This is a genomic window from Deltaproteobacteria bacterium, assembly GCA_020848745.1.
GTDB lineage: Bacteria > Desulfobacterota > Binatia > UTPRO1 > UTPRO1 > UTPRO1.
Window position 1 is genome coordinate 55634 of sequence record JADLHM010000149.1, and the last position, 15987, is coordinate 71620.

Consider the following 15987-nt stretch of genomic DNA (forward strand, 5'->3'; position numbering starts at 1 on the left):
CGCCGGTGGAGGCCAGCGTCGACGGCATTCGTCTGCACTACGAGCTCGCCGGTGAAGCCGGCCCGCTCGTGGTGTTGACGCACGGGCTCGGAGGTCGTCTCGGCTTCTTCGATCCGCACGTCGAAGTCCTGGCGCGCCGGTATCGCGTCCTGCGTTGGGATCTCCGCGGCGCCGGCATGTCGGCGAAGCCCGCGGGACCCTATTCGCCCGAGCTCTTCGCACGCGACCTCGCGGGGTTGCTCGACGTGCTCGGCGAGCCGTCGGCACATCTCGTCGGTCATTCCGGTGGGGGCGCGGTCGCACAGCGCTTCGCGCTCGACTGCCCGCGGCGCGCGTCGTCGCTGGTCCTCGCCAGCACCTCGAGCGAGGTCGGGCCGAAGGCCGCAGCGGCCTGGACCCGCCTCGCCGAGACCATCGAGCAGCGCGGCTTCGGCTCGGCGGACTCCGATCCCGACCCGCGCGGCTTCGGCCCGTCGTTCGCGGCGGCGCATCCCGAGGTCGTCCGGGAGCTCGCCGCGCAGACGCGTGCGAACGATCCCCGCGCCTATGCCGCCAGCGCGCGCGCGTTCGGCTCCTACAATTTCACGGACGAGCTCCCGGCGCTCCGCGCTCCGACGCTGATCCTGCAGGGCCTCGCCGACCAGATGACGCCTCCGGGAGGCTCGGTCATCCTGTCGCGCCGCCTGCCGCGGGCACGACTCGTGATGGTTCCCGACGCCGGTCACAACCTCCCGATCGAAGCCCCCGCCCTCTTCACGACGGCGATACTCTCCTTCCTCGGCGGCCTCGAACTCGCGGGCGCGGCCGAGTGACGGCGCGCCCGTCGCACACGCGCGCTCCCGTCGCGGCCCCCGGCCGCAATTGACCGCCACCGCGGCGGCGGCTATGCGCGTCGCCATGAAGAGCTGGTACGCGCTCTCCGCGATCGGTCGCGACCGCCCCGGCATCGTCGCCGACCTCGCGGAGCTCATCTACGAGTGCGACTGCAACCTCGAAGATTCCAGCATGACGATCCTCGGGAGCGAGTTCGCCGTGCTGCTCCTCTTGTCGTCCGCAGGACCCGACGCCGAGCAACGTCTCTCGTCGGGCTGCAAGCGGCTCGAGTGGGAGAAGCGCCTGACCGTGTTCTTTCGGCCGCTCGAGGGCGAGCCCGTTCCGTACGCGACGCGGGCCCGCGCCCGCCGCTACGGCCTGCAGGCGATCGGCGTGGACCGCGCGGGCATCGTCGCGAAGATCGCCCGCTGCCTCGCCGATCACGCCGTCACCATCGCCGCCATGACGACGCAGTCGCGCCCGGAGCCGGAGAGCGGGACGCCGCTCTATACGATGCGCATGGAGCTCGACGTTCCGGAGCACGTGGACGCGACCGCGCTCGGCAAGCGGCTGCAGGCCATCGGCGAGGAGCTGCAGATCGACGTGGCGTTCGGCACCGACGCCCGCTGACCGGCCGCGCCGCGGTTACGGTAGGCCGGCGAGACCGCCGCGGTCGGCCAGCGCGCGCAGCTCCGTGTAGCCGCCGACATGCGCACCATCGATGAAGATCTGCGGCACCGTGCGCCGCCCGCCGGCACGCGCGATCATCTCGTCGCGCAGGGCGGGATCGTTTCCGACGTCGACCTCTTCGTAGGGGATCGCGCGCTCTCCGAGGAGCCGCTTCGCTTGCACGCAATACGGACACATCTGGGTCGTGTACACGGTGACTCTTGCCATGCGGGGCAGCCTAACCACGGCCCGATCCTCCGGCAACCGTTCGCGCGGCGACGTCGGTGAGTTGACAATCCGCGGCGACCTCGGAACGGTGCCGCGGATGAACCGATTTGGCGAGCTGGTGGGAATCTTACGGCGCCTACGCGGTCCGGACGGATGTCCCTGGGATCGCGAGCAGACGCCGCAGAGCCTGCGCGGGTGCCTCTTGGAAGAGTCGTACGAGACGCTCGACGCGCTCGATCGCGACGATCCGAACGACTTGCGCGACGAGCTCGGTGACCTGCTCCTGCAGATCGTCATGCAGGCGGACATGGCCGCCGAAAGCGGCGGTTTCACCATCGAGGACGTGATCGGGGGCGTCATCGACAAGATGGTACGGCGCCATCCCCACGTCTTCGGCGACGTGAAGGTCGCCGACACCGCCGACGTGCTCCGCAACTGGTCGCGCATCAAGAGCGCTGAACGCGCCGGCAAGGGGACCGACGCGGACCCTTCGATCCTGAGCGGGCTGCCTTCCGAGCTGCCCGCCCTCCACGCCGCGCATCGCATCGGCGAGAAGGCCTCCCGCGTCGGATTCGATTGGCCGTCTCCGCGCGCCGCGATGGCGAAGGTCCGCGAAGAGGTGGCGGAGCTCGAGGAGGCCCTGACGGAGGGCGTACCGTCGCGCGTCGCGCACGAGGTCGGTGACGCGCTCTTCGCCCTCGCGAGCGTCTCCCGCCTCGCCGATCAGAACGCCGAGATGAGCCTGCGCGAGACGCTGGCGCGCTTCACCCGACGCTTTCGCGGCATGGAACGCGCCCTCGCCGTCGCCGGTCGGGACATCCACGCGGTTCCACAGGACGAGCTCGAAGCGCTCTGGGAGGCCGAGAAGCGCGCCGAGCGCGGCGCCGACCACCGTGTCCTCGAAGAGGGCCGTGCCCCCGGAGAGGGCCGTGCCCCGGGAGGGGGTTCGTCATGACGGCCGCGGTGCGATCCGGCGCTGCAACCGCGTCACGACCGCACGGCGAAACGCGGCCACTTCGCTCCCGCCGACGACGTTGAGCGCCGCGCCGCACGTCGCCGCGCCCGCCGCAACCGCCAGCAGCAGCCACCCCACTTTGACCGCCAGCGTCGTCGTGCCGTCGAACCACTCGACGCGGGCCACGATCGTCCGCACGACCGGGACCATCATCGCCGAGGCGATGCCCGTTCGCGCCGTCGAGCCGAGCCACGAGCCCCAGGCGAAACCGCCGATCCGCCGGTTCAGCAGGGCGGCGAGCGCCACGAGATTCACGGTGGCGGCCAGCGAAGTCGAGAGCGCCAATCCGCCGTGGCGGAGATCGAGGATGCCGACCGCATGCGTCGCCGTCGCCATCGTCCGCCCGAACCACGAGTCCGGCGGTACCGTCACCGGACCGATCAACAACACGACGAAGAACAGATTGGCGACAAAAGCCGCAGCGGCCGTGAGAACCGGAGTGCGCGTGTCCTCGAGCGCGTAGAACGCTGGGACCAGGACGCGGACGCACGCGACCGACCAGAGTCCGACGGAGTACCAGCGCACAGCGACAGCCGTCGCGGCGGCATCCGCGGGCGTGAACTGACCCCGAATGAACAGGACGGACGTCAGCGGCTCGGCGGTGAGGGCGAGCCCAACCGCCGCGGGAAGCGCGATGAGATTCACGAGGCGGAGCGCGAAAACGACCGTGTCCCGGAAGGCCGCGAGGTCGTGCTTGGCCAGCGTCGCGAAGCTCGGCAGAGCCGCCGTGCTGAGCGCGACGGCGAAGACGCCGAGCGGAAACTCGAACAGACGCTCGGCGTACCAGAGGAAGGCGACGCTCCCCGCCGGCAAGAGCGAGGCGAACATCGTGCTGACCAGCACGTTGATTTGATAGACGGCCGAGCCGAATACGGTCGGCAGCATCAACGTCCCGACGCGCTTCACCGCCGCGTGACGCGGCGCCCAGAGCGGCGTGAGGGGAATCCCCTGTCGCTGGAGCGCCGGAAGCTGCGACGCCATCTGCGCGGCCCCCCCCAGGAGGACCGCCACCGCGAGGCTGTAGATCCCGAGCCATGGCGCCAACGCGGCCGTCGCCGCGATCATCACGAGGTTCATGACGATCGGGGACATCGCCGGTGCCCAGAAATCGCGGAGCGCGTTCAACACGCCCATCGCCGCCGCGACCATCCCGATGCTGAAGATGTACGGGAACACGACCTGGGTGAGCCGGCTCGTGAGCTCGAGCTTTCCGGGCACCGCGGCGAAGCCCGGCGCGAAAAGGGCCGTGATCGGGCCCGCGAAGACGATTCCGAGCACCGTGACGACGCCGAGCACGAGCGCCATCATGGTGAACAGCACGCGCGCCACCCGATCGGCCTCGGCCCGCGGTCCGTGCGCCAGGTATCCGGTGAAGACCGGGATGAAGGCTGCGGTGGCCGCCCCTTCCGCCACGAGGCGCCGCAAGAGATTCGGGATGCGGTACGCAACGAAGAACGCGTCTGCGCCCATGCCGGCCCCGAAGAGGTACCCGACCACGATGTCGCGCACGAGCCCGGTCACGCGCGAAACCACCGTCAAACCGCCGACCAGCCCGGCCGCCCGGGCGATCTGTCGCTTCTCGCTCATTGACGACCAGGGGGTCGGCTGCTAGAAGCGCCGCCACTGTGAACAAGCACCCGTCCGCACAAAAGCGCCATCGTCAGAGCGTCAAACGGCAAGCCCGCAACACCGTGATCCGGTCGCGCGTTCGCACTTCGGTGCGAAAGCTCCGCGAGTCGATCGCGGCCGGCAACGGCGCAGAAGCAACCGAGCGCCTCCTGAGCGCGACCCGTGCCATCAGCAAGGCCGCAACCAAGGGCGTGTTTCACCGCAATACCGCCTCCCGCAAGATCTCGCGCCTCACGTTGGCCGTCCGCAAGCTGACGGCCAACGCCTGACCCCCCCACCCCGCTCGACCTCACGGGCGGCGTGGTGTCGTTGACGGACGCACCGCGCCACGACACGTCCGCAACATCCAGAGCTCGAGAAGCACCCGGCCGTCACCTCCGCTCTTGGCGGCGAGGTCGATGTCGGCGAGCTCACCGTACGCGCGGCGGAGCTCCCCCGCGCGATAGGCCCGGAGCCCACGCTGGCACGCGATGCGCTGATAGGGCGCGAGCGCGAGCTCCCGCAGCGCCTCATCGACGCTGCGGCCGCGAGCGACCAGCTCGGCGCCCGCCACCAGCGGCCGCAAGCTCGCCGCCAGAGCGCCGATGAGGGCGATGGGCTGCGCCCCTTCGTCGAGCGCGCAGCCCAGGAGTCGCGTCGCGGCGGCGGCATCGCGCGCGCAGAACGCGTCGGCGACCTCGAAGTTGCCGTGCTCGCGCCCCGGAGCGGTCACACGTCGCACGTCGTCCACGTCGACCGCGCGGCCCTCGACCGCCGCCGCGAGCTTGTCGAGCTCGCTCGCCAGCAGGAGAAGATCGCGGCCGACGCACTCGAGCAGCAGCGCGCGCGCATCCTCGCGGAGCTCGAGGCCACGCTCCCGCGCAAACGCGTCCGCGAAGCCGCGCATCTCGCTCGCGCGCGGATGATCGACCGGAATCCGCACCGCCAGCTCGCGGGATCGAGCGAAGAAGCGCCGACGCATGTCGGCTCCGCGCGCCACGATCGCGAGCGTCACTTGCGGCGCCTGGCGGTCGAGCGCCGCCGTGAGACGCTCCTGACTCCGCTCGTCGAGGCTCTCGACACCGCGCACGACGATGAAGGTCCGCGCGCCGAAAAGCGACGGGGTCTCGATCGCATCCGCGAGCGCGACGACGTCGCATTCGCCGGCATGATAGCCGTGCACCGCGAGCGATCCCGCCTGCTCGAGGTTGCGGCGGATGTCGGTGAGCGCGCGGTCGGCGCGCCAGCCGTCGAACTCCCCCCGCCGCTCCTCCGCGAGCAGGTAGAGCGGACTCGTGGGTCTGGACGCCATCAGAAATCTTCCATGATCTGCTCGTAGACGTCGCGCGCCACGCTGCCGATCATCCGGTCGAGCGTCTCGCGTCGACGGAACTCCGCGAGCTGCACGTCGGTGAATCCCCCGAGGTCCTCAGGATTCAACGTCCCCTTCCGGAAGTCCGACGAGGTGGTCACGATGACGGAGGCGATGCTCTCGTAGTCGTCCACGACCCGGAGGCCGCGCACCTTCCAGACGAGCTTGCCGGTCGCACGCTGGCGCAAGTCGAGGTCGAGCGCGAGGATCGTCTGGTAGATGAGGACCTCGTCGTCGCGGTTGAACGCGACGGGGCGATCCTCGGCGGTCTTCACGGTGCCCGTGAGCACCAGATCTCCTTCGTCGGGCTTCGCGACCTTCAGCGGACCGCGCAACACGAACTCCCGTTCGATCGCCATCGCCAGGCGCTTTTCGACGCCGACCTCGCGCGTTTCGTTCGCAAACGGACGGACGCCGATCGTCCGGATGCCCGCCTCGAACGCCCGGCCGGTTCCGGCGAAGTGGTACCCGCAACCGTGAACGAGCGCGAGGCATGCGCCGAGCGCCGCCCGGAACGCGGTCCACCGCCGCACGCCACGCGCCCTCATACGACGATGCTGACGAGCCGCCCTGGAACGACGTGGGTCTTGCGGACCGGTTTACCGGCAATCTGCGCCTGCACCTTCGGATCGGCGAGCGCGCGGGCGATCAGCTCGCTCTCCACCGTGTCGGGCGCGGCGGTGAACCGTCCCCGCACTTTGCCGTTCACCTGCACCACCAACTGGACCTCGTCCTCGACGAGCGCGTCACCGTCCGCCTCGGGCCACGGCGTCGCGGCGAGGGGCCGACCGCCGCCGACCTCCTGCCAGAGCTCGCTGGCGATGTGCGGCACGAACGGCGCGAGGAGGACGATCGTCGTACGCACCGCCTCGCCGATCGCGGCTCCGAGGTCGGCGTCCGACGGCGCCTCGTCCCGGACGAGCTCCGCGTAGCCGTTGACGAGCTCCATCACCGCCGCGACCGCAGTGTTGAAGTGATTCCTCCGCTCCACGTCCTCGGTCACGCGCGCGATCGTCTTGTGCGTGAGGCGGCGAAGCGCGCGCGCGTCGGCGCTCGGCGCCGCGGACCCAGACGGCGCGGCTCCCGCCAGCCAGCCGCATCCCCGAGCCACGATGCGCCAGATCCGATGGAGGAAGCGCGAAGCCCCCTCGACGCCTTGATCGCTCCACTCGAGGTCCCGCTCGGGGGGCGCCGCGAAGATCGAGAACAGGCGTGCCGTGTCGGCGCCGTACCGCTCGACGAGGTAGTCGGGGTCGACGACGTTCCCCTTCGACTTGCTCATCTTCGCACCGTCTTTGATGACCATGCCCTGCGTCAGGAGGTTCGCGAACGGCTCGATCGTCTCGCCCGGCGCCTCCCAATCGGGAATCTCGCCGAGATCACGCAGCACCTTGGTGAAGAAGCGGGCGTACAAGAGGTGCAACACCGCGTGTTCGACGCCGCCGATGTACTGGTCAACGGGCAGCCAGTAGCGGATCGCGTCGCCGGCGAACGCCCGGGTCGTCTCGTCCGGTGTCGTGTAGCGCAGGAAATACCACGACGACTCCATGAACGTATCGAACGTGTCGGTCTCGCGGCGGGCGGCGCTCCCACAGGTCGGACACGTGGTGCGCACGAAGTGCTCGAGCTTCGCGAGCGGTGACCCCCCCGACCCCGTGAACTCGGCGTCGAGCGGCAGGACGACCGGCAGGTCGGCGTCCGGTACGGGAACGATGCCGCACGCGTCGCAATAGACGACCGGAATGGGCGCCCCCCAATAGCGCTGCCGCGAGACGCCCCAGTCACGCAGGCGATACTGCGTCGCCGCGCGCCCGAATCCGCGAGCCTCCGCGGCGTCCGTGATGCGCGCCTTCGCCGCGTCGCTCGCCAATCCATCGAACTCGCCGGACCCCACGAGGCAACCCGGTCCCTCGTGTGCCGCGGTCATGCGCGCCGGATCGAGCCGCGGCTCCCCCTCCGGCTGCACGACGACCTTCTTCGGCAACCCGTGGATCCCGGCGAACTCGAAATCGCGCTGGTCGTGGCACGGTACGGCCATGACGGCGCCCGCGCCGTAGGCCATGAGCACGAAGCTCGCGGCGTAGATCGGGAGGCGCTCGCCCGTGAAGGGATTGCGACAATGGGCCCCGATGAAAACCCCGTCCTTCCCCTCCGCGCGCGCCTCCGGCGCCTGGGATCGCACCGTGCGGACGAACGCGTCCACCGTCGCCTCCTGCGCCGTACCGCGCGACAGCTCGACGACGAGCGGGTGCTCGACCGCGAGGCTGACGAACGTGGCGCCGAACACCGTGTCGGGACGGGTCGTGAAGACCCGGATCTCGCCGTCTCGACCGTCGAGCGCGAAGCGCAGCTCCGCGCCGACGCTCCGTCCGATCCAGTGCCGCTGCATCACCAGCACCTTCTCGGGCCAGCCCGCGAGCCGATCGCAGCCTGCGAGCAACTCGTCGGCGTACGCGGTGATGCGGAGGAACCATTGTTCGAGGTCGCGCTCGCGGACGACCGACTCGCAGCGCCAGCACTTCCCGTCCTCGACCTGCTCGTTCGCGAGTACGGTCTGGCAGCGCTCGCACCAGTTGACGATCGACTTCTTGCGGTAGGCGAGACCGCGTTCCAGCATCGCGAGGAAGAAGCGCTGCTCCCAGCGGTAGTACGCGGGATCGCAGGTCGCGATCTCGCGGCCCCAATCGTAGCTGAAGCCCATCCGACGCAGCTGATCGCGCATGTAGGCGATGTTGTCGCGGGTCCAGTCGGCGGGGTGGGCGCCGCGCTCGATCGCCGCGTTTTCCGCTGGCATCCCGAAGGCATCCCAGCCGATGGGGTGCAGCACGTTGAAGCCGCGCATGCGCCGTTGCCGCGCGATCACGTCGCCGATCGTGTAGTTCCGGACGTGCCCCATGTGGATGCGTCCCGAGGGATACGGAAACATCTCGAGGCAGTAGAACTTCGGGCGCGACGCGTCGGCCCGGACCTCGTGGGTGCGATCGGCCTCCCAGCGAGCCTGCCAGCGCCGCTCGACGGCGTGGGGATCGTAGCGGTGTTCCATGCCGTCTAGGAGCCTGTCCGCGTCATGGTGCCGGCCGCGCCAAACGATCCCGGGGCTGCGAACGGGGTGCTCGCCTCTGCCTTGTGCCGCGTGCCTCTGGGCATGCCGCTGCGGTCGTCGCTGCGCTTCCCGCTCTCCTTTGGCTCGCTCGGCACCATGACGCGGACAGGCTCCTAGAGCGCGCCCTGTCGCTCTTTGGCGCCGACGACGGCGGCAATGGAGTCGAGAACGCCGTTCACGAACGTCGGGGACTCGTCGCTGCCGAAGCGCTTGGCGATCTCGATTGCCTCGTCGATGGCGACGCTCGCCGGCACATCGCGGCGGCAGAGGAGCTCGTACGTAGCGACCCGCAGGATGTTGCGGTCGACGTGCGACAAGCGATCGACGCGCCAGTTCGACGAGCTCCCGCCGATGAGCTCGTCGATCCGCGAGCGGGCGTCGAGCACGCCTCCCACGAGCGCCTGCCCGAAGGAGCGCGCGTCGTTCGGCGCGTCGCAGTGCTCCCAGAAGATCCGGAGCGCCGCGCCCGAATCGTCACCGCAGACGTCCAGTTGATAGAGTGCCTGCAGCGCCAGCTCCCGACCTTTCCGTCGCATGCCCATGAATCGTCGTCACCCCAGCAAACGCGCGAGCTGCGCCATCTCGATCGCCGTCACCGCCGCTTCGTATCCCTTGTTGCCGTGTCCTTCGCCGGCGCGCGCGAGCGCCTGCTCTATCGTGTCCGTGGTGAGGACGCCAAACGCCGCCGGGATCCGGTATTCCGCGACCACCCGGCCCACCCCGCGGGTCACCTCGTCGCAGATGTAGTCGAAGTGCGGCGTCTCCCCCCGCACGACGGCACCGAGGCAGACGAGCGCCTGGTATCGGCCGGTCCGGGCGAGCGCCTGCGCCGCGAACGGGATCTCGAAGGCCCCGGGCACGTGGGCGACGACGATGTCGTCGTCGCTGACGCCATGGGCGGCGAGCGCCTCCAGCGCTCCCGCGAGAAGCGGCGCCGTGATGCTGCGGTTGAAGCGCGACACGACGATCCCGAATCGTAGCGCACCGCCCTCGCGGGCTCCGGTCAGCTCACGTGGCATGGGTGGCCGCTCAGCCCGGCGTGAGACCGGTCAGCAGGTGGCCGAGCTTCTCCTGCTTCGTCCGGAGATAGGCCAGGTTGCCGCTCCGCGGCCGGACCTCGAGCGGCACGCGCTCGACGACCTCGATGCCGTACCCCTGCAGACCGATCACCTTGCGCGGGTTGTTGGTGAGCAAGCGCACCCGCCGGAGTCCGAGGTCGCGCAAGATCTGCGCGCTGATGCCGTAGTCGCGCAGGTCCTCCTCGAAGCCGAGCTCGAGATTGGCCTCGACCGTGTCCCGCCCCTGGTCCTGCAGCGCGTACGCACGGATCTTGTTGGCGAGGCCGATGCCCCGTCCCTCCTGGTGCATGTACACAACCACACCCTGCCCGAGGCCGTCGATCACGCGCAACGCCTGCTCCAGCTGTTCGCCGCAATCGCAGCGCTCCGACTGGAAGACGTCGCCGGTCAGACACTGCGAGTGGACGCGGACGAGCGGAACGTCCCCCGGCTTGAACCCGCCCGTCACGAGCGCCATGTGCTCGTACCGGTCGACCGAGTTGCGATACACGATCGCGCGGAAACGGCCGCCGGTCGCCGTCGTGAAGTCGGACTCGACGACGCGCTCGACGAGGAGCTCGCTCCGCAACCGGTGCGCCCCGAGCGCCGCGAGCGTCGTCATGCGAAGGCCGCGCGCGCGCGCGAGCCCCTCGAGGTCCGTGCGCGTCGCCACGGAGCCGTCGTCGCAGAGCACCGTACAGAACACGGCCGCGGGACGCATGCCGGCGAGGCGCATGAGATCGATCGTACCCTCCGGGTGGCGCTTGTATGCCAGCACGCCGCCACGCTGCACCTGGACGGGAAAGACATGGCCGGGCATCGCGAGATCCGCCGGTCCGGCGCCGTCAGCGACCGTCACGAGGATCGTGCGCGCGCGGTCCGCCGCCGAGATCCCGGTGGTGACGCCCGTCCGCGCCTCGATCGAGGCCCCGAAGGCCGGTTGGCGCGTCGGCGCGAGGGGGTTGCCGAGCAGCGGGATGCCGAGGCGACGCATGCGGCCCTCGGTGAGGGCCAGACAGATGAGCCCGCGCGCGTGCGTCGCCATGAAGTTGATGACATCGGGAGTGACGCGCTCGGCGGCGGCACACAGCACCCCGTCTCCACCCTCGCGCTCGTCGACCAGGACCACCATCTGGCCCGCGCGCACGTCCACCAGGATCTCGTCGATCGGCGACAACATCGGAGCTCGACGCACTATAGCCGCTCCCCGCTAGTATGCCACGGGCCCGTCACGCAGGAGGTCGCGACCGAGGCGCACGACCGTCTGCCGGACGAGGCGAGGGGCGTCGCCGAGCCGGCGAAGGCCGAGCGCGCCGAGCATCGGCCGGCCGTCGCCCCCGAGGAGCACGGGCGCCGTGATCACGGCGAGCCGGTCCACCAACCGCGCGCGCACCATGGCGGCTGCGAGGTCGCCGCCCCCCTCGACGAGGACGCTCACGATCCCGCGCGCCGCGAGGCCGCGCAGCAGCGTCCCGAGATCCACCTTGCCGCCCTTCGCCGGCACCACGATCACCTCGACGCCGGCGTCGGCGAGCGCGCGGCGACGTCCGACCGGCGCGGCCGCCGTCGTCGCGACGATCGTGGCGGCGGCCGACCGTTGCCGGACGACCGCCGCGGCAAGCGGCGTCTGGAGACGCCCGTCGATCACGATGCGCACCGGGTCGCGGCCGCCGCGAACGCGGCACGTCAGCGAGGGATCGTCGGCTCGCACCGTCTCCGACCCGACCATGACCGCGTCGACGCGATTGCGGAGCGTGTGCACCCAACGGCGGGCGGCGGCGCCGGTGATCCAGCGCGATGCTCCCGCGGCGGTCGCGATGCGACCGTCGAGCGACGCCGCGAGCTTCAGGATCACGAACGGTCGGCGCCGTACGACGAAGTGCCGGAACCAGGCGGAGACCGCGCCCGCCTCCTCGGCGAGCACGCCCGTGGTGACGGCAACACCCGCACGCGCGAGGATGCGGAGTCCCCGACCCCGGACGCGCGGATTGGGATCGCCCACCGCGACCACGACGCGCGCGACGCCGGCCGCGACGATCGCATCGGCGCAGGGCGGGGTGCGGCCGAAGTGCGCACACGGCTCGAGCGTCACGTAGAGCGTCGCGCCCCGCGCGCGGGCGCCGGCGCGCCGTAGGGCGACGACCTCCGCGTGTGGCCCGCCGACCGGGCGCGTCCACCCTTCCCCGACGACGCGCCCCGCCTTCACCACCAACGCGCCGACGGCCGGGTTCGGGCTCGTGCGGCCGAGCGCCCGCTCGGCCAACGCGACCGCGCGGCGCATCCACCGCGCGTCGTCGGCGCGCTCACGGCTCTTTCGGCTTCCGCCCCTGCGCGTCGCCACGACGCTCCTTGAGGAGCGTCTGCAGCTCCTCCATGAACTCGCCGATGTCCTCGAACGAGCGGTACACGGACGCGAAGCGCACGTACGCGACCTTGTCGAGCCCGTGCAGCTCGCGCATGAGCGCCTCGCCGATCGTCGAGCTCGGCAGCTCCTTCTCACCGCGCTCCTGCAGCGTGCGCTCGATGCGGTCGACCACCGCCTCGATCGCCTCGATCCCGACGGGGCGCTTCTCGCAGGCGCGCTTCAGGCCCGCGACGATCTTCATGCGGTCGAACGGCTCGCGTCGGCCGTCCTTCTTGACGATCAGCGGGAACGCCTCCTCGGCGCGCTCGTACGTCGTGAACCGCCGCGCGCACTGCAGGCACTCCCGCCGACGGCGGATCACGTCCCCCTCCTTCGAGAGGCGCGAGTCGATGACCTTGTTCTCCAGGTCGCGGCAGAAGGGACACTTCACCGTCGGTCACACTCCCGATCGCTCGGGATAGATCGGGAAACGCGCGCAGAGCGCCGCGACGTCCTCGCCGATCGCCCGCAGCGCCGTCTCGTCGCCGACCCGCGACAGCGCGCGCGCGATCAAGTCGCCGATCGTTCCCATCTCGGGCTCCTTCATGCCGCGCGAGGTCACCGCCGGCGTCCCGATGCGAACCCCGCTCGTCACCATCGGCGAGCGCGGATCGAACGGCACCGTGTTCTTGTTCACGGTGATGCGGGCCCGATCGAGCGTCGTCTCGGCCGCCTTGCCCGTGAGCTCGCCGCCGCGGAGATCGAGCATCATGAGGTGGTTGTCGGTGCCCCCCGTGAGCAGCTGGAACCCGTGCTCGATCAGGCGCGCCGCGAGCGCCTTCGCGTTCGCGACGATCTGACGCTGATACGCCTTGAACTCCGGCGTCAGCGCCTCCTTGAACGCGACCGCCTTCGCCGCGATCACGTGCATGAGCGGGCCGCCCTGGTTCCCGGGGAAGACCGACGAGTTCAAGTGCTTCGCGTGCGCCTCCCGGCAGAGAATGAGGCCACCGCGCGGGCCGCGCAGCGTCTTGTGGGTGGTGCTGGTCACGAAGTCGCAGTGGGGGACCGGGGACGGATGGACCTCCGCGGCGACGAGCCCCGCGAAATGCGCCATGTCCGTCATGAGGAGCGCGCCCACCTCGTCGGCGATCGCCCGGAAGCGCTCGAAGTCGAGCGTCCGGGGATACGCGCTGTAGCCGGCGACGATCATCTTCGGACGATGTCGGCGCGCGAGCGCCTCCAACTGCTCGTAGTCGAGCCGATGGTCCGACTCACGCACCCCGTAGTGCACGACGTCGAAGAACTTTCCCGAAAAGTTGACCGGGCTCCCGTGCGTGAGATGCCCGCCGTGGCTCAGGTTCATCGCGAGCATCGTCGCGCCCGGCTCGAGCTGCGAGAAGTACACGGCCATGTTGGCCTGCGATCCCGAGTGCGGTTGGACGTTGGCGTGGTCGGCGCCGAAGAGCTCCTGCGCGCGGGCAATCGCGAGCGCTTCGACGACGTCGACGTATTCGCAGCCCCCGTAGTAACGCTTGCCCGGATAGCCCTCGGCGTACTTGTTCGTCAGCACCGAGCCCTGCGCCTCCAGAACGGCCTCGCTGACGATGTTCTCGGACGCGATCAGCTCGAGGTTGTACTGCTGGCGATCCGTCTCGCGGCGGATCGCCTCCATCACTTCGGGATCGGTTCTGGCTAGATGACTCGTCATGACGGCACGTCCTCGTCGGCAAAAAAAATCGCAGAGCTGGCCCTTCGGTGCGACGTCGGGCCGGTCTCTGCGATCGTCACGTCCCGCGGGCGGGCGGCCTGAACGCCGCCAATCGCTCCGCCTACTTCTGGCTTTCGATGTAGTTCACCACGTCCTGCACGGTCCGGATCTTCTCGGCTTCCTCGTCCGAGATCTCCATCTCGTACTCTTCCTCCAGAGCCATCACCAGCTCGACGATGTCGAGGGAGTCGGCCCCGAGGTCCTCGATGAACGACGCCTCTGGCGTAACCTCGTCCTCACTGACGCCGAGTTGCTCACAAATGATCTCGCGTACTTTGGCCTCGACTGTCGATGCCATGCTCCCTCCTCACACGTACATGCCGCCGTTGATGTGTAGGACCTGTCCCGTGATGTAGCTCGCGCCGGGCCCCGCGAGAAACGTAACGGCGGCGGCGACGTCTTCCGCCCGCCCGAGCCGCCCGAGCGGGATCATCGTTTGGTACATGGCTCGCGCGCCGGCGTCCAGGGTTTCGGTCATGTCGGTTGTGATCAAGCCCGGCGCGACCACGTTGGCGGTGACGTTCCGGGACGCGAGCTCACGGGCCGTCGATTTCGTGAACCCGATGATACCGGCCTTCGCCGCGGCGTACGCCGCCTGCCCCGTGTTGCCCGTCACGCCGACCACGGAGCTCAGATTGACGATCCGACCGCGGCGAGCGCGCATCATGGGACGCGCGACGGCCTTGGTGCAGTTGAAGACTCCCTTGAGGTTGACGTCGAGCACCCGTTGCCACTGCTCGTCGGTGATCCGCACGATCAGGGCATCCGCGGAAACGCCGGCATTGTTGACCAAGACGTCCACCTTGCCAAGGCGCGCGACCACGTCGCGCACGACCGCATCGACCTCTGCCGTGCTCGCGACGTCGATCGCAACCGCCTCGGCGGCGCCGCCTCCGGCGACGATGTCGGCCACGACTCGCTCCGCCCCCTCACGTTGCGTCCGGTAGCCGACGACCACGTGCGCGCCCGCCCCGGCGAGGTCGCGGGCGATCGCCGCGCCGATGCCGCGCGACGCACCGGTCACGAGCGCAACGTCGCCGGCGAGCGTCGTCACGCGGGCGGCTCCGCCGCGCGTCCGCCGACGTCCTCGAGGCTCGCGCTCGCGAGACCGAGCTTCATGCGCTGCGCGATCCTGGCGAGCACTTGCCCCGGACCGACCTCGACCACCCGTCGGCATCCGAGCGACCGCAGGAGGCGCATCGACTCCGCCCAGCGGACGGGCGCCGTGACCTGCGCCACGAGGAGGTCGCGGATGCGGGCGGCATCGGCGTTGAGCGCCGCCTCGACGTTGCTCACGACCGGCACGCTCGGCATCCGGACGTCGACCGCGGCGAGCGCGCGCGCGAGCTCGGCGGCGACGGGGGTCATCAGCGCGCAGTGGAACGGAGCGCTCACCGCGAGCGCGACGACACGCGCACCGGCCGCCTTGGCGGCTTCCGTCGCGCGCGCGACCGCGGCGCGATGCCCGGCGATCACGACCTGCCCCGCCCCGTTGAAGTTCGCGGGGCTCACGACATCGCCCTCGGCCGCCGCGGCGCAGAGCTCCGCCACCCGCGCGTCCTCGAGACCGACGATCGCGGCCATCGTGCCGGCGCCGGCGGGCACCGCGGACTGCATGAGCCGGCCCCGCAGGCGCACGAGCCGGACGGCGTCGCGAAAGGCGAGCGCACCGGCGACCACGAGCGCCGTGTACTCACCGAGGCTGTGCCCCGCGACCCACCGCGGCGCGATCCCGCTCGCCGGACCGAGCGCGCGCCAGGTCGCCACGCTCACCGCCAGGATCGCCGGCTGACAGAACTCGGTCCGGGTGAGCTCCGCCTCCGGACCCTCGAAGCAGAGCCGGGTCAACGGGTACTCGAGGGCCTCGTCCGCCTCGACCATGGTCGCGCGCGCAACCGCGTGCTCCGCGACCAGGCGCGCGCCCATCCCGACGCGCTGCGATCCCTGTCCGGGAAACAACAGCGCCGTCGGGTCGACCGACGGCGCCTCGGACGCCGATGACATTG

18 protein-coding genes are annotated in these 15987 nt (G+C 70.4%); 4 read left to right on the top strand and 14 right to left on the bottom strand.

Annotated features, from left to right (window positions below; translation table 11 throughout):
* Positions 1-5: 5 nt before the first annotated feature.
* Both IT293_21375 and IT293_21380 read left to right on the top strand, forming a co-directional pair.
* Positions 6-812, top strand: a complete 807-nt coding sequence (locus tag IT293_21375) for an alpha/beta fold hydrolase (protein MCC6767209.1) — start codon at positions 6-8, stop codon at positions 810-812.
* A gap of 85 nt (positions 813-897) precedes the next feature.
* Complete coding sequence (locus IT293_21380; protein ID MCC6767210.1) at positions 898-1443, top strand: hypothetical protein; 546 nt, start codon at positions 898-900, stop codon at positions 1441-1443.
* Between the two features lie 15 nt (positions 1444-1458).
* On the opposite strand, the gene grxC is transcribed toward IT293_21380, so the two are convergent.
* Positions 1459-1710: a glutaredoxin 3 gene (gene grxC / locus IT293_21385; protein ID MCC6767211.1), complete on the bottom strand. Its 252-nt coding sequence runs from the start codon at positions 1708-1710 to the stop codon at positions 1459-1461.
* 97 nt (positions 1711-1807) lie between these two features.
* On the opposite strand from grxC, the gene mazG reads away from it, so the two are divergent.
* Positions 1808-2665: a nucleoside triphosphate pyrophosphohydrolase gene (mazG, locus tag IT293_21390; protein MCC6767212.1), complete on the top strand. Its 858-nt coding sequence runs from the start codon at positions 1808-1810 to the stop codon at positions 2663-2665.
* On the opposite strand, the gene murJ is transcribed toward mazG, so the two are convergent.
* Entirely contained in the window at positions 2660-4312 is a 1653-nt protein-coding gene (gene murJ, locus IT293_21395; GenBank protein MCC6767213.1) for a murein biosynthesis integral membrane protein MurJ, read from the bottom strand. The genes mazG and murJ overlap by 6 nt on opposite strands.
* A gap of 38 nt (positions 4313-4350) precedes the next feature.
* On the opposite strand from murJ, the gene rpsT reads away from it, so the two are divergent.
* Complete coding sequence (gene rpsT / locus IT293_21400) at positions 4351-4623, top strand: 30S ribosomal protein S20 (GenBank protein ID MCC6767214.1); 273 nt, start codon at positions 4351-4353, stop codon at positions 4621-4623.
* Between the two features lie 20 nt (positions 4624-4643).
* On the opposite strand, the gene holA is transcribed toward rpsT, so the two are convergent.
* From holA to fabD, 12 genes are all read right to left on the bottom strand, one after another.
* Entirely contained in the window at positions 4644-5645 is a 1002-nt protein-coding gene (gene holA / locus IT293_21405; GenBank protein MCC6767215.1) for a DNA polymerase III subunit delta, read from the bottom strand.
* Positions 5645-6253: a hypothetical protein gene (locus IT293_21410; protein ID MCC6767216.1), complete on the bottom strand. Its 609-nt coding sequence runs from the start codon at positions 6251-6253 to the stop codon at positions 5645-5647. Before IT293_21410 ends, holA begins: the two co-directional genes overlap by 1 nt.
* Complete coding sequence (locus tag IT293_21415) at positions 6250-8748, bottom strand: leucine--tRNA ligase (GenBank protein MCC6767217.1); 2499 nt, start codon at positions 8746-8748, stop codon at positions 6250-6252. Before IT293_21415 ends, IT293_21410 begins: the two co-directional genes overlap by 4 nt.
* A gap of 173 nt (positions 8749-8921) precedes the next feature.
* Positions 8922-9350, bottom strand: coding sequence for a transcription antitermination factor NusB (gene nusB, locus IT293_21420; protein MCC6767218.1), 429 nt, complete (start codon positions 9348-9350; stop codon positions 8922-8924).
* Between the two features lie 9 nt (positions 9351-9359).
* Positions 9360-9827 carry a 6,7-dimethyl-8-ribityllumazine synthase gene (locus tag IT293_21425; GenBank protein MCC6767219.1) on the bottom strand — a complete coding sequence of 156 codons (468 nt, stop codon included), beginning with the start codon at positions 9825-9827 and terminating at the stop codon, positions 9360-9362.
* A 10-nt stretch (positions 9828-9837) separates the two neighbouring features.
* Positions 9838-11046 (bottom strand): GTP cyclohydrolase II, encoded by a 1209-nt coding sequence (gene ribA, locus IT293_21430; protein ID MCC6767220.1) that lies wholly within the window; start codon positions 11044-11046, stop codon positions 9838-9840.
* A gap of 30 nt (positions 11047-11076) precedes the next feature.
* Positions 11077-12147 carry a bifunctional diaminohydroxyphosphoribosylaminopyrimidine deaminase/5-amino-6-(5-phosphoribosylamino)uracil reductase RibD gene (gene ribD / locus IT293_21435; protein MCC6767221.1) on the bottom strand — a complete coding sequence of 357 codons (1071 nt, stop codon included), beginning with the start codon at positions 12145-12147 and terminating at the stop codon, positions 11077-11079.
* Between the two features lie 22 nt (positions 12148-12169).
* Entirely contained in the window at positions 12170-12661 is a 492-nt protein-coding gene (nrdR, locus tag IT293_21440; protein MCC6767222.1) for a transcriptional repressor NrdR, read from the bottom strand.
* Between the two features lie 6 nt (positions 12662-12667).
* Positions 12668-13921: a serine hydroxymethyltransferase gene (locus tag IT293_21445; GenBank protein MCC6767223.1), complete on the bottom strand. Its 1254-nt coding sequence runs from the start codon at positions 13919-13921 to the stop codon at positions 12668-12670.
* A gap of 121 nt (positions 13922-14042) precedes the next feature.
* Positions 14043-14279, bottom strand: coding sequence for an acyl carrier protein (acpP, locus tag IT293_21450; GenBank protein MCC6767224.1), 237 nt, complete (start codon positions 14277-14279; stop codon positions 14043-14045).
* Between the two features lie 9 nt (positions 14280-14288).
* A complete protein-coding gene (fabG, locus tag IT293_21455; protein ID MCC6767225.1) occupies positions 14289-15035 on the bottom strand; it encodes a 3-oxoacyl-[acyl-carrier-protein] reductase in 747 nt (248 codons plus the stop codon).
* Positions 15032-15985 (bottom strand): ACP S-malonyltransferase, encoded by a 954-nt coding sequence (gene fabD, locus IT293_21460; GenBank protein MCC6767226.1) that lies wholly within the window; start codon positions 15983-15985, stop codon positions 15032-15034. Before fabD ends, fabG begins: the two co-directional genes overlap by 4 nt.
* Between the last annotated feature and the right edge of the window lie 2 nt (positions 15986-15987).